Source organism: Streptomyces achromogenes subsp. achromogenes (assembly GCF_000720835.1).
Lineage (GTDB): Bacteria > Actinomycetota > Actinomycetes > Streptomycetales > Streptomycetaceae > Streptomyces > Streptomyces achromogenes.
Window position 1 is genome coordinate 53,432 of sequence record NZ_JODT01000008.1, and the last position, 12,628, is coordinate 66,059.

Here is a 12,628-nt window from a genome sequence, read left to right on the forward strand (position 1 = left end):
AGACCGTACGCCGGTTCAGTGGTCGGTCAGCCGCCCGCTGATCCACTGGAGCGTGGGCGGGATCTCGCGCCGCCAGGTGTTGAAGTTGTGACCGCCGCTGTCGAGGATGATCGACGAGATCCGGGTCCGGTCGGTGGCCCGCACCCGCTGGATGAAGTCCATCGTGGACTTGTAGTTGTGCTCGCCCTCCCTGCTGCTGGTGACGAGCAGGGAGGTGTCCGGCGCGGGCTCGTGCCGCAGCAGCCAGAACAGGTCGGCGCGATGGCGCAGCTTGGCGTCGCCGTGGAAGAGGTCGCCGGTGGTGGGGTCGATCGGCGCGTTGTAGTACGGCGACAGGCCCGCGCCGGCCGCGTACACGCGCGGGTGGTGCATGGCGAGCTTGAGCGCGCAGTAGCCGCCGGTGGAGTCGCCGACGATGCCCCAGCCGCCCGGCCGCTTGCCGGCCCGGTAGTGACCGAGGACGGCGTCCGGCAGGTCCTTGGCGAAGAACGTCTCCGTCTGCGGCCCGCCCGGGATGTCCACGCACTCGGTGTCCCGGGGCGGCGCCACGGTCGGCCGGAGCATCACCAGGATCATCGGCTGCACGCTCCCGTCCCTGGCCAGCCGCTGCGCGGTGCTCGGGTAGTTCAGCTTGTCCACCAGCGACCGCGCGGTGCCCGGGTAGCCGGTCAGCACGACGGTCGTCGGGAAGGTGCGCGTGCGGTACTGCGGCTGGAAGTACTCCGGCGGCAGGTACACGTACGCCGGTGTCGCGATGTGCGTCCTGCGGCCGACGATGTCCACCTTCTGGATCTGCCCGCCCCGCTCCGGCCGCGTGGCGCGCACGCCGGGCACCTCGGAGGTGGAGACCACCTGGAGCGGACCGCCGCTGCCGTGCACCGAGTGGTCGACCACCACGCCCTGCCCGGTCTCCGTGCCGAACAGGTCGGCCCAGCTGGCGTAGAAGCCGAAGGCCTGGTTGGCGGCGAGGCCGACGGAGGCGAAGAGCGCCACCTGGGTGGCCAGCAGCAGACCCACCCGCCCGCTGACGGACCGCCAGTGCTGCCGGGCCAGGCGCGGCCACAGCCACACCGTGCCGATGAACAGCACGGCGGCGATCACTATCGCCAGCCACAGCACTTTGTTGCTCGTGAGACCCATGGGCTGTTTCCTGTCCGCGCTTTCCGCCCGTGCCGTACCCACGCCTGGTGCGCGCGCTTGCCCGGGGCTTTCCTTGGCCTTTGACCCGACTTTCCGATGGGGAGTGAACCTCCCTCCCCCAGACACCGTCCTAGAGGGCGCAATGTCGCCGGATGCCCCGATGGCACCGGAATCAAGGTCTCTCGCCGAACTACGGGATGCGATGTCTGTCAGGATAGATGGGGAAGTGTCGGACGGGGTTCCGGGCCGGGCAAGCCGCGGGCGGCGCCTGCTGCGCGGTCCGCGTCCCGAGGCCGTTCCCGTTCTGGTCGGCCGGGCGGCCACGCTCGTGGGCCTCCTGGACATCGCCGCGGGTGTCTTCCCGCGTTTCCGGCACAGCCGTATGCACGCCCTGGCCGAGGTGCTGCCGGGCTCGTTCGGGCCGTTCGCGGCGGCGCTCTCGCTCAGCGCGGGCGTGCTGTTGCTGCTGCTCGCGCACGGGCTCAAGCGGCGCAAGCGCCGGGCGTGGCGGGCCGCGGTGGCACTGCTCCCGGCGGGCGCGGCGGCCCAGTTCGCGTACCGGCACTCGCTCGTCGGCGCGCTCATCGCGGTCGCCCTGCTGGTGCCGCTGCTGCGCCACCGGGACCAGTTCGCCGCCCTGCCCGATCCGCGCAGCCGGTGGCGCGCGCTCGCCAACTTCGTGCTCATGAGCGCCGGTTCGGTCCTCCTCGGGCTCGTCATCGTCAGCGTCCACCCGGGCCGGACGATCGGCGACCCGAGCCTGGCCGACCGGCTGACGCACGTCATCTACGGCCTGTTCGGCTTCGAGGGCCCGGTCGACTACCAGGGCAACACGTCCTGGACGGTCGCCTTCTCCCTCGGCGCCCTCGGCTGGATCACCGCGGTGACCACCATCTACCTGGCCTTCCGCCCGGAGCACCCGGCCGCCCGTCTCACCGACGAGGACGAGGAGAAGCTGCGCGCCCTGCTGGCCAGGCACGGCGGGCGGGACTCGCTCGGCCACTTCGCGCTGCGCCGCGACAAGGCGGTGGTGTTCTCGCCCAGCGGCAAGGCCGCGGTCACCTACCGGGTCGTCTCCGGTGTGATGCTCGCCAGCGGCGACCCCATCGGGGACGTCGAGGCCTGGCCGGGCGCCATCGAACGCTTCATGGACGAGGCCCGGGCCCACTCCTGGACGCCCGCCGTCATGGGCTGCTCGGAGACCGGCGGCGAGGTGTGGACCCGCGAGACCGGCCTGGACGCCCTGGAACTGGGCGACGAGGCGGTGGTGGACGTGGCGGATTTCTCGCTCGCCGGACGCGCGATGCGCAACGTGCGCCAGATGGTCAAGCGCATCGAGCGGGCCGGCTACGAAACCCGGGTGCGGCGCATCCGTGACCTCGGCGAGACCGAGCTGGAGCGGATCCGCCGGGCGGCGGAGGACTGGCGCGGCACGGACACCGAGCGCGGCTTCTCCATGGCGCTCGGCCGCATCGGCGACCCGGCCGACGGCGACTGCCTGATCGCCACCGCGCACAAGCAGGACGACGAGCCGGGCGAGTACGGCGACCTGAAGGCGATCCTGCACTTCGTGCCGTGGGGCGAGGACGGCGTCTCGCTGGACCTGATGCGCCGCGACCGCTCCGCCGACCCGGGCATGAACGAGCTGCTGATCGTCGCCGCCCTCCAGGCCGCCGGGAGGTTCGGCATCACCCGGGTCTCGCTGAACTTCGCGATGTTCCGCTCCGCCCTCGCGCGCGGGGAGAAGATCGGCGCCGGCCCGGTGCTGCGTGCCTGGCGCGGGCTGCTGGTGTTCCTCTCGCGCTGGTTCCAGATCGAGTCGCTGTACAAGTTCAACGCCAAGTTCCAGCCGCGCTGGGAACCGCGGTTCGTGGTCTACCGGGCCCCCGCCGACCTGCCCCGCATCGGCTTCGCCGCCATGCAGGCCGAGGGCTTCGTCAACCTCGCCGTGCCGCTGCCGCGCTTCCTGCGCCGGCGCCGCCCCGCCTCCGGACGCCCGTGCGGGCACGTGGGCGAACGGGACGTGCGGGCCGCCTGAGCCCCGCGCACCGGACGTCACGGCCCGCCGACCGGCCCCCTCCCCGAGGGGGCCGCCGCGCGTTCCCGGCACCGGCCTGGGCCTACGCTGAACGTATGAACAGCATCAGCGGGCGCGGCCGGGTGGCCGGCCTTCCGGCATGGGACCGGTGCGCGGTCATGGGGGTCGTGAACGTCACCCCCGACTCCTTCTCCGACGGGGGCCGCTGGTTCGACACCACCGTCGCCGTCAAACACGGCCTGGATCTGGTCGCCCAGGGCGCGGACCTGGTCGACGTGGGCGGCGAGTCCACCCGGCCCGGCGCCACCCGCGTGGACGAGGCCGAGGAGCTGCGCCGGGTCGTCCCCGTGGTGCGCGGCCTGGCCTCCGAGGGCGTCGTCGTCTCCGTCGACACCATGCGCGCCTCCGTCGCCGAACAGGCCCTCGCGGCCGGCGCCGTCCTCGTCAACGACGTCAGCGGCGGCCTGGCCGACCCCGCGATGATCCCGGTGGTGGCCGCCGCGGGCGCCCCCTTCGTCGTCATGCACTGGCGCGGCTTCCTCCAGGGCGGCAACGTCAAGGGCGTCTACGCGGACGTGGTCGGCGAAGTCGTCGGGGAACTGCACGCGCGCGTGGAGGCCGTGCTGGCCGGCGGCGTCGCCCCGGACCGCGTCGTCGTCGACCCGGGCCTGGGCTTCTCCAAGGAGGCCGAGCACGACCTGGCCCTGCTCGCCCACCTGGACCGGCTGCGGGCCCTCGGGCACCCGCTGCTGGTCGCAGCCTCCCGCAAGCGGTTCCTCGGCCGGGTGCTGGCCGGACCGGAGGGCCCGCCCCCGCCGGCCCGGGAGCGGGACGCGGCCACGGCCGCCGTCTCCGCGCTCGCCGCGCACGCCGGCGCGTGGGCAGTGCGCGTCCACGAGGTGCGCGCCACGGCGGACGCGGTACGGGTCGCACGCGCCGTGGAAGAGGCGCGCGGCACCCAGCGCACGCCCGGCGCGGACGGCACGCCCGGCGCGGACGGCGAGCGCGGACCGGAAGGAACCCGGTGAGCGCCCCCCACACCGACGTCGAGCAGGTGGAAGCCGCCAACACCGCCTTCTACGAGGCACTGGAGCGCGGCGACTTCGAAGAGGTCTCCGGGCTGTGGCTGACGCCCGCGGAACTGGGCGTGGACGAGACGTACCACGACCCCGCGGACACCGGCGTGATCTCCTGCGTGCACCCGGGCTGGCCGGTGCTGACCGGCCGCGGCGAGGTGCTCAGGTCGTACGCCCTGATCATGGCCAACACCGACTACATCCAGTTCTTCCTCACCGATGTGCACGTCTCCGTGACCGGCGACACCGCGCTGGTGACCTGCACGGAGAACATCCTCAGCGGCGGACCCGCGCCGGAGGAGGGCGCGGAGCTGGGGCCGCTGGTCGGCCAGCTCGTCGTCGCCACCAACGTCTTCCGGCGCACCCCCTCGGGCTGGAAGCTGTGGTCGCACCACGCCTCCCCCGTCCTGGCCGAGACCGCCGACGACGAGGACGACACCGGCGTGAACGGCGTGGACCCGGACGACGGCCCCCTCGCCTGACCGGCACCCGTACCCGCCGGCGGACGGACACGTGGTCTGAATCACCCGCCTCCGGGTAGAAGCGGCTACCAGCCCGTGACCGGGCCGGGCTCCCCAGGGGAAACCCGCGGTGAACCCTCCGGGTCCCGGGCCGGGCCCGCGCCCCCGCGGCCGGGCTCTGTCGGTGCCCGCAGGTAGATTCGTCTGAGACCGGTGTGCCGCCCGCACGCGGTACGGGCCGGTCCTTCCCGACGATTGCAGGAGTGATTCGCGTGGATCGTGTCGCGCTGCGCGGCCTCAAGGCCCGTGGGCACCACGGGGTGTTCCCCAAGGAGCGCGAGGAGGGCCAGACCTTCATCGTGGACCTCGTCCTCGGCCTGGACACCCGGCCGGCCGCGGCCGACGACGACCTGACGAAGACCGTGCACTACGGCATCGTGGCCGAGGAGGTCGTGGCCGTGGTCGAGGGCGAGCCGGTGGATCTCATCGAGACCCTCGCCGAGCGGATCGCCCGGACCTGCCTGAAGCACGAAGGGGTTCAGGAGGTCGAGGTGTGCGTCCACAAGCCGGACGCGCCGATCACCGTCCCCTTCGACGACGTGACCGTCACCATCACCCGGAGCCGAGTATGACCCGACCTTTCCGCCAGGGTCACAGCGACCCCACCGTCCAGCCGGTACCCGCCTCGGTCGTCGAGAAGGTGGACGCCGCCGACACCACCCTGCACAACCCCCAGTGGGCCGTGATCTCCCTCGGCTCCAACCTCGGCAACCGCCTGGATACCCTCCAGGGGGCCGTGGACGCCCTGGAGGACACCCCGGGCGTCCGGGTGAAGGCCGTCTCGCCGGTGTACGAGACCGAGCCGTGGGGCGTCGAGCCCGGCAGCCAGCCGTCGTACTTCAACGCGGTCGTGGTCCTGAAGACGACCCTGCCCCCCGCCTCCCTGCTGGAGCGGGCGCACGCCGTCGAGGAGGCCTTCCACCGGGTCCGGGACGAGCGCTGGGGCCCGCGCACGCTGGACGTCGACATCGTCGCCTACGCCGACGTCACCTCGGACGACCCGCGGCTCACCCTGCCCCATCCGCGCGCCCACGAGCGCGCCTTCGTGCTGGCGCCCTGGCACGACGTCGACCCCCGGGCCCAGCTCCCCGGCCGGGGCACGGTCGCCGAACTGCTGTCCACGATCACCCGTGAAGGTGTGACGCACCGGCAGGACCTGGAACTCCGGCTGCCCGAGTAGTCGTTAAGGTCGAGACGGATCAAGACCGAAGAACGACCACCGTCCGGGGCCGGTCCGGGGGAACAACTGAAGGGACACCGTGAGAGAGCTGCGCATCAGGGTGCTGGCGGGCGTGTTCGTCGTGGCCGGCGTCCTGTCCTGGGCGGGCGCCCGCCTCTGGAACTCGATCGGGACCCTCCCCAGCGTCCCCCTGGCCGCCCCCGTGGTCCTCGCGCTGATCGCGGTGGTGCTGCTTTCCACGGCGCTCTCGCTGCGCGCCCGGCTGAAGGCCCAGCGCGAGCGCCGGCCCGGCGCCAAGGGCGTCGATCCGCTGATGGCCGCCCGGGCGGTCGTCTTCGGCCAGGCCAGCGCCCTGGTCGCGGCCCTCGTCGCCGGCATGTACGGCGGCGCGGGCGTCTTCCTGCTGGAGCTGCTGGACCTCCCGGCCCGCCGCGACCAGGCGATCTACGCCGGATTCTCGGCCCTGGCGGGCTTCGGCGTGATAGCGGCCGCCCTGTTCCTGGAGCGGGTGTGCCGGCTCCCCGAGGACGACGACCAGAACCCGCCGGGGGCGCAGCCGGCGGCCTGACCGCCCGCCGCGCCCGGCGGCGGGCGGCTCAGCGCGCCATGATCAGGCTCATGGCCTCGTTGCGCGTGGCGACATCGCGCAGCTGCCCGCGCACGGCGGACGTTATGGTCTTCGCGCCCGGCTTGCGGATGCCGCGCATCGACATGCACATGTGCTCGCACTCCACCACGACGATGACGCCCCGCGGCTCCAGGATCTTCATCAGGGAGTCCGCGATCTGCGTGGTCAGGCGCTCCTGCACCTGCGGCCGGCGGGCGTAGACGTCGACGAGCCGGGCCAGCTTGGACAGCCCGGTGATCTTGCCGCTCTCGGACGGGATGTAGCCGACGTGGGCGACGCCCCGGAACGGCACCAGGTGGTGCTCGCAGGTCGAGTACACCTCGATGTCCTTCACGAGGACCATCTCGTCGTGCCCGAGGTCGAACGTCGTCGTCAGCACGTCCTCCGGCTGCTGCCACAGACCGGCGAAGATCTCCCGGTAGGCTCGCGCGACCCGGGCCGGCGTCTCCCTGAGCCCCTCGCGGTCCGGGTCCTCCCCGACCGCGAGCAGCAGCTCCCGCACGGCGTTCTCGGCGCGCTTCTCGTCGAATTCGCCGATGCGGCCCTCGCCGTCCAGCGTCACCGGGTCGGTCATCTGGTTCCTCGTTCCCGCGCCATGACGCGCGTGTGTCTCGCCTTGCCGAAACTGCGGACATGCGAAATGCCGCGACCCCCAGGCTAGAACCTGGGGGTCGCGGCATTCATTCCGGGCCGGTGTCCGCGCGGCGGTCAGCTCTCGGAGCGGTCCTCCGGGGACTGGTCCGTCACCGGGGCGGACTCCGTCGCCGTCGACTTCACGGTGCTGATCGACGCCGTCGCGCCGTTCGCGCCGTTGGTCAGTGCGAGCTCCTTCGGGGAGAGCACCGGCGGGCGGGTGGACGGGGTGCGGCGCGAGGAGCCGGTCCAGGCGGGCCGCGGCGGGCGCTTGACGATGGTGGCGAAGATCTCGGCGATCTCCTCCTTGCCCAGGGTCTCCTTCTCCAGCAGCTGGAGGACGAGGTTGTCGAGCACGTCGCGGTTCTCGACCAGGATCTCCCAGGCCTCGTTGTGCGCGGTCTCGATGAGCTTCTTGACCTCTTCGTCGACCAGCGCGGCGACCTCTTCCGAGTAGTCCCGCTGGTGGGCCATCTCACGGCCCAGGAACGGCTCGCTGTTGTCGCCGCCGAACTTGATCGCGCCGAGACGCTCGGTCATGCCGTACTGGGTGACCATCGCGCGGGCCAGGTTGGTGGCCTTCTCGATGTCGTTCGCGGCGCCGGTGGTCGGGTCGTGGAAGACCAGTTCCTCGGCCGCCCGGCCGCCCAGCATGTAGGCGAGCTGGTCGAGCATCTCGTTGCGGGTGGTCGAGTACTTGTCCTCGTCGGGCAGGACCATCGTGTAACCGAGGGCACGGCCGCGGGACAGGATCGTGATCTTGTGGACCGGGTCGGAGTTCGGCGAGGCCGCCGCGACCAGGGCGTGACCGCCCTCGTGGTACGCGGTGATCTTCTTCTCCTTGTCCGACATGATCCGGGTCCGCTTCTGCGGGCCCGCGACCACGCGGTCGATCGCCTCGTCCAGCGCCTTGTTGTCGATCAGCTTCTGGTCGCCGCGGGCGGTGAGCAGCGCGGCCTCGTTCAGCACGTTGGCGAGGTCGGCACCGGTCATGCCCGGGGTGCGGCGGGCCACGGCGGACAGGTCGACGTCGGGCGCGACCGGCTTGCCCTTCTGGTGGACCTTGAGGATCTCCAGGCGGCCCTGGAGGTCCGGCGGGTCGACCGCGATCTGCCGGTCGAAGCGGCCCGGGCGCAGCAGCGCCGGGTCGAGGATGTCCGGCCGGTTGGTGGCCGCGATCAGGATGACGCCGCCCTTGACGTCGAAGCCGTCCATCTCGACCAGCAGCTGGTTCAGGGTCTGCTCGCGCTCGTCGTGACCGCCGCCGAGGCCGGCGCCGCGGTGGCGGCCGACCGCGTCGATCTCGTCCACGAAGACGATCGCCGGGGCGTTCGCCTTGGCCTGCTCGAAGAGGTCACGGACCCGGGAGGCACCGACACCGACGAACATCTCGACGAAGTCGGAACCGGAGATCGAGTAGAACGGGACGCCCGCCTCGCCCGCGACGGCACGCGCGAGCAGGGTCTTGCCGGTACCCGGGCGGCCGTAGAGCAGCACACCCTTGGGGATCTTGGCGCCGACGGCCTGGAACTTGGCCGGCTCCTGGAGGAACTCCTTGATCTCCTGGAGCTCCTCGACGGCCTCGTCACAGCCGGCCACGTCGGAGAAGGTCGTCTTCGGGGTGTCCTTGGTGATGAGCTTCGCCTTGGACTTGCCGAAGTTCATGACCCGGGAGCCGCCGCCCTGCATCTGATTCATCAGGAACAGGAAGACGACCACGATCAGGACGAAGGGGAGCAGGGAGAGCAGGACGCCGACGAACGGGTTCTGCTTGGACGGCGAGACCGTGTAGCCGTCCGTGATCTGCTTTTCCTGGTACTTGGTCTGCAGCGTGCCGGCGAGCTGCACGCCCTGGTCGCCGATGTAGCTCGCCTGGATCTTCGAGCTGCCCTCGACCTTGTAGCCGTCCTTGAGCGTGACCTTGATGCTCTGATCGTCACCGGTGGTGATCTTGGCCGACTCGACCTTGTTCGCGTTGATCGCCGCCACGACCTGGCCGGTGTCCACCGTCTTGTAGCCGCCGGACGAGCCGACGACCTGCATCAACACGACCACGGCAAGGACGGCCAGCACGATCCACATGACCGGCCCACGGAAGTATCGCTTCACGTCCATCCATACGGAGCGGTGCCGCCCCGTCCCTCCTGCCATAGTGAGTTTGATAAGACAGTTCTTCTGACGGTACCCCAGCATTGTTGCCCGAAGCCGCACGGAGCCGATTCGACGGCTGGGAAAACCCGTCTCCGCTTGCTTCAACGGCGCGGAACCCGCTGGGGTTCCCGATCGTCCTACAGGCTTGGGCCGAGTGGCTCAGCCGCCGTAGACGTGAGGCGCGAGCGTACCGACGAACGGCAGGTTGCGGTACTTCTCGGCGTAGTCGAGGCCGTAGCCGACGACGAACTCGTTCGGGATGTCGAAGCCGACCCACTCGACGTCGATGGCGACCTTGGCGGCGTCCGGCTTGCGCAGCAGCGTGCACACCTTCAGGGAGGCGGGCTCGCGCGAGCCGAGGTTGTTGATCAGCCAGGACAGGGTCAGGCCGGAGTCGATGATGTCCTCGACGATCAGGACGTGCCGGCCCTTGATGTCGGTGTCGAGGTCCTTGAGGATGCGGACCACACCGGAGGACTGGGTGCCCGCGCCGTAGGAGGACACGGCCATCCAGTCCATGGTGACGGGGGTGGACAGCGCCCGGGCGAGGTCGGCCATGACCATCACCGCGCCCTTGAGGACGCCGACGATGAGCAGGTCCTTGCCCGCGTACTCCGCGTCGATCTTCGCGGCCAGCTCGGCCAGCTTCGCGTCGATCTCTTCCTTGGTGATGAGCACCCGCTGGAGGTCGGCACCCATGTCTTTCGCGTCCACCCGCATCACTTTCGGTCGTCCCGCACTTACGGCCGCGTGCGCGGCCACCGGCTACGGCCGCGTGTACGGCCCCGGGGGCCGCCCGGCCCGCCGGAGGGCACCGGGTCTGGGCACTCCGCGGGGTCCGGTCGTCAGCCTTGCCGAATCACCAGTCTGCCACCCTGCCGCTGGGCGACGACCCGGCCCGGGAGATTGATGGCTCCCTGGCCGCGCCAGCCGGTGATCAGCCGGTCGACTTCCTCGATGTGGCGGGCGAACAGCGCACCGGCCGGGGCGCCCGCCTCGATGGCCGCGCGGCGCAGGATCCGCCGGCGCACGGCGGGCGGCAGGGCGTACAGCTTGGCGCACTCCAGCAGGCCGGCCGCGTCCCGTACGGAGGCCTCGGCCTGCCGGGCCCAGGTGTCCAGGGCGTCGGCGTCGTCGCGGGAGAGCTGGGCGGTGCGGGCCAGCGCCTCCACCACGCCCTTGCCGAGGGCCTTCTCCAGCGCGGGCAGTCCCTCGTGCCGCAGCCGGGAGCGGGTGTAGGCCGGGTCGGCGTTGTGCGGGTCGTCCCAGACCGGCAGGGACTGGACCATGCAGGCCTTGCGGGCGGTCTGCCGGTCCAGGTGCAGGAAGGGCCGCCGGTAACGGCCGCCGGCCCCCGAGACCGCGGCCATGCCGGACAGGGAGCGGATGCCGGAGCCGCGGGCGAGCCCCAGCAGGACGGTTTCGGCCTGGTCGTCGCGGGTGTGGCCGAGCAGGATCGCGGTGGCGCCGTGGCGTTCGGCGGCGGCGTCCAGGGCGGCGTAGCGGGCGTCCCGGGCGGCGGCCTCGGGGCCGCCCTCGCGGCCGACGGTCACCGCGACGGACTCGACCGGGTCGAGGCGCAGCTCGCGCAGTCGCACGACGACCTCCTCGGCACGGAGGTCGGAGCCGGGCTGGAGGCCGTGGTCGACGGTGACCCCGCCGGCGCGGACGCCCAGCTTGGGGGCCTCGAAGGCGAGGGCGGAGGCGAGGGCCATGGAGTCGGCGCCGCCGGAGCACGCGACGAGGACGAGCGGGGAGGGGAGCCGCTCGGCCGTCCGGCCCGCGGAGGCGCGGGAGGTCTGGTCGTTCAGGATGTCGTGGAGGACGCGGCGGACCGCCAGGCGTATCGCCGCGACCGCAGGATGGGGACCCATGTCCGGTTCCCTTCATGAAGTTTTCCGGGGGGTGAGCCCGGGACGGTCACTCAGAGTGTGTAGATGGTGACAGAACCGGGGCGTTCCCCGAGCATCGCACGCCTACGCATGGCATACGGTCCCTCGGACGGGTGATTGGAGGGGCGTTCGCCTGCCGTCGGCCGGATTCCCTTCACGACTCCGCCCCGTCGCTCACTCCTCGGCCCTGCCGTGCACCCGCGCGACCCAGTCCGCCGGTTTGGCGATCTCCGCCTTGGTGGGCAGGGTGTTGGGCGAGGTCCACACGCGGTTGAAGCCGTCGGTGCCGACCTGCTCCACGACGGCTCGCACGAACCGTTCGCCGTCGCGGTACTGCCTCAGTTTGGCATCCAGCCCCAGCAGCTTGCGCAGGGCCGCGTCCAGCCGGGAGGCGCCCTTGGCGCGGCGCTGCTGGAACTTCTCGCGGATCTCGGCGACGGTCGGTACGACGCTGGGGCCGACCCCGTCCATGACGTAGTCGGCGTGGCCCTCCAGCAGCGACATCACGGCGGTGAGCCGGCCGAGGATCTCCCGCTGCGCCGGGGTCTGCACCAGCTCCACGAAGGAGCGTCCGCCGTCCTCCTCCTCGCCCTCGGGACGGCCGCCGGCCAGGGACTGGGCCGCGTCCCGGATGCGCTCCAGGAAGGTCATCGGGTCGACGTCGGTCTCCGCGAGGAACGACTGGATCTCGCCCTCCAGGTGGTCGCGCAGCCAGGGCACGGCGGTGAACTGGGTGCGGTGGGTCTCCTCGTGCAGGCACACCCACAGGCGGAAGTCGTGCGGGTCGACGTCGAGTTCGCGCTCCACGTGGACGATGTTGGGCGCCACCAGCAGCAGCCGGCCGCCGCCGTTGCGTCCGGCCGGCAGGTCGCGGCCGGCCGGGGCGAAGGTCTCGTACTGGCCGAGGACCCGGGAGGACAGGAACGACAGGAGCATGCCCAGCTCCACGCCGGTGACCTTGCCGCCGACGGCGCCCAGGACCGCGCCGCCCGGGCCGCCGCCGCGCCGTTCCTGCATCTTCTCCAGCAGCGGTTTGAGGATCTCCCGGAAGCCCGCGACGTTGGCGCGGACCCAGCCGGGGCGGTCGACCACGAGGACGGGGGTGTCGTGGGTCTCCTCCGTGCCCATCCGGGTGAAGCCCCGGACGTGCTCCTCCGAGGCCTTCGCGTGCCGGCGCAGCTCCGCGACGACGGCCCTGGCCTCGTCGCGACTGACGTCGGGGCCGGGCCGTACGAGCCGTGTCGCGGTCGCCACCGCGAGGTTCCAGTCGACCATCCCGGGAGATGCGGTGCCACCGAAGCCAGTCATGTCGTCAACCGTACGTGCTCACCGCCGCTCGGGGCAGGCCGTGAGGGGCCGGCAGGGGCCG

12 protein-coding genes are annotated in these 12,628 nt (G+C 71.9%); 6 read left to right on the top strand and 6 right to left on the bottom strand.

The features are described from left to right. Positions 1-15 precede the first annotated feature (15 nt). A complete protein-coding gene (locus IH25_RS0109960; RefSeq protein WP_030606169.1) occupies positions 16-1,140 on the bottom strand; it encodes an alpha/beta hydrolase in 1,125 nt (374 codons plus the stop codon). Between the two features lie 202 nt (positions 1,141-1,342). Here IH25_RS0109960 and IH25_RS0109965 point away from each other — a divergent pair, with 202 nt between their 5' ends. The 6 genes from IH25_RS0109965 to IH25_RS0109990 all read left to right on the top strand — a co-directional run bounded on the left by IH25_RS0109965 (position 1,343) and on the right by IH25_RS0109990 (position 6,523). After that, positions 1,343-3,178: a phosphatidylglycerol lysyltransferase domain-containing protein gene (locus IH25_RS0109965; RefSeq protein WP_394298422.1), complete on the top strand. Its 1,836-nt coding sequence runs from the start codon at positions 1,343-1,345 to the stop codon at positions 3,176-3,178. A 95-nt stretch (positions 3,179-3,273) separates the two neighbouring features. Next, positions 3,274-4,206 (top strand): dihydropteroate synthase, encoded by a 933-nt coding sequence (gene folP / locus IH25_RS0109970; RefSeq protein WP_245172744.1) that lies wholly within the window; start codon positions 3,274-3,276, stop codon positions 4,204-4,206. Next, complete coding sequence (locus IH25_RS0109975) at positions 4,203-4,736, top strand: nuclear transport factor 2 family protein (RefSeq protein WP_030606174.1); 534 nt, start codon at positions 4,203-4,205, stop codon at positions 4,734-4,736. The genes folP and IH25_RS0109975 overlap by 4 nt, the downstream gene beginning before the upstream one ends. A gap of 251 nt (positions 4,737-4,987) precedes the next feature. After that, complete coding sequence (folB, locus tag IH25_RS0109980; protein WP_030606176.1) at positions 4,988-5,347, top strand: dihydroneopterin aldolase; 360 nt, start codon at positions 4,988-4,990, stop codon at positions 5,345-5,347. Beyond that, the gene (gene folK, locus IH25_RS0109985) at positions 5,344-5,955 is read left to right on the top strand and encodes a 2-amino-4-hydroxy-6-hydroxymethyldihydropteridine diphosphokinase (protein WP_030606178.1); all 612 of its coding nucleotides are present in this window, start codon (positions 5,344-5,346) and stop codon (positions 5,953-5,955) included. The genes folB and folK overlap by 4 nt, the downstream gene beginning before the upstream one ends. Positions 5,956-6,034: 79 nt before the next feature. Then, entirely contained in the window at positions 6,035-6,523 is a 489-nt protein-coding gene (locus tag IH25_RS0109990; RefSeq protein WP_030606179.1) for a DUF3180 domain-containing protein, read from the top strand. A 28-nt stretch (positions 6,524-6,551) separates the two neighbouring features. Here IH25_RS0109990 and folE read toward each other — a convergent pair whose 3' ends face one another. The 5 genes from folE to IH25_RS0110015 form a co-directional block, all read right to left on the bottom strand. Then, on the bottom strand, positions 6,552-7,157 hold the full coding sequence (folE, locus tag IH25_RS0109995) for a GTP cyclohydrolase I FolE (RefSeq protein WP_030606182.1): 606 nt from the start codon (positions 7,155-7,157) through the stop codon (positions 6,552-6,554). 134 nt (positions 7,158-7,291) lie between these two features. Beyond that, positions 7,292-9,331, bottom strand: a complete 2,040-nt coding sequence (gene ftsH, locus IH25_RS0110000) for an ATP-dependent zinc metalloprotease FtsH (protein ID WP_030606183.1) — start codon at positions 9,329-9,331, stop codon at positions 7,292-7,294. Positions 9,332-9,526: 195 nt separating this feature from the next. Further along, positions 9,527-10,087, bottom strand: coding sequence for a hypoxanthine phosphoribosyltransferase (hpt, locus tag IH25_RS0110005; protein WP_030606186.1), 561 nt, complete (start codon positions 10,085-10,087; stop codon positions 9,527-9,529). 125 nt (positions 10,088-10,212) lie between these two features. Then, a complete protein-coding gene (gene tilS, locus IH25_RS0110010) occupies positions 10,213-11,241 on the bottom strand; it encodes a tRNA lysidine(34) synthetase TilS (protein ID WP_030606187.1) in 1,029 nt (342 codons plus the stop codon). Between the two features lie 192 nt (positions 11,242-11,433). After that, positions 11,434-12,567 carry a zinc-dependent metalloprotease gene (locus tag IH25_RS0110015; RefSeq protein ID WP_030606189.1) on the bottom strand — a complete coding sequence of 378 codons (1,134 nt, stop codon included), beginning with the start codon at positions 12,565-12,567 and terminating at the stop codon, positions 11,434-11,436. Between the last annotated feature and the right edge of the window lie 61 nt (positions 12,568-12,628).

What these genes read in the sequence shown, in the direction of transcription:
- IH25_RS0109960 (WP_030606169.1), bottom strand. Translation starts at nt 1,140, where the DNA reads ATGGGTCTCACGAGCAACAAAGTGCTGTGGCTGGCGATAGTGATCGCC.
- IH25_RS0109965 (WP_394298422.1), top strand. Translation starts at nt 1,343, where the DNA reads ATGTCTGTCAGGATAGATGGGGAAGTGTCGGACGGGGTTCCGGGCCGG.
- folP (WP_245172744.1), top strand. Translation starts at nt 3,274, where the DNA reads ATGAACAGCATCAGCGGGCGCGGCCGGGTGGCCGGCCTTCCGGCATGG.
- folK (WP_030606178.1), top strand. Translation starts at nt 5,344, where the DNA reads ATGACCCGACCTTTCCGCCAGGGTCACAGCGACCCCACCGTCCAGCCG.
- folE (WP_030606182.1), bottom strand. Translation starts at nt 7,157, where the DNA reads ATGACCGACCCGGTGACGCTGGACGGCGAGGGCCGCATCGGCGAATTC.
- ftsH (WP_030606183.1), bottom strand. Translation starts at nt 9,331, where the DNA reads ATGGACGTGAAGCGATACTTCCGTGGGCCGGTCATGTGGATCGTGCTG.
- hpt (WP_030606186.1), bottom strand. Translation starts at nt 10,087, where the DNA reads ATGCGGGTGGACGCGAAAGACATGGGTGCCGACCTCCAGCGGGTGCTC.
- tilS (WP_030606187.1), bottom strand. Translation starts at nt 11,241, where the DNA reads ATGGGTCCCCATCCTGCGGTCGCGGCGATACGCCTGGCGGTCCGCCGC.
- IH25_RS0110015 (WP_030606189.1), bottom strand. Translation starts at nt 12,567, where the DNA reads ATGACTGGCTTCGGTGGCACCGCATCTCCCGGGATGGTCGACTGGAAC.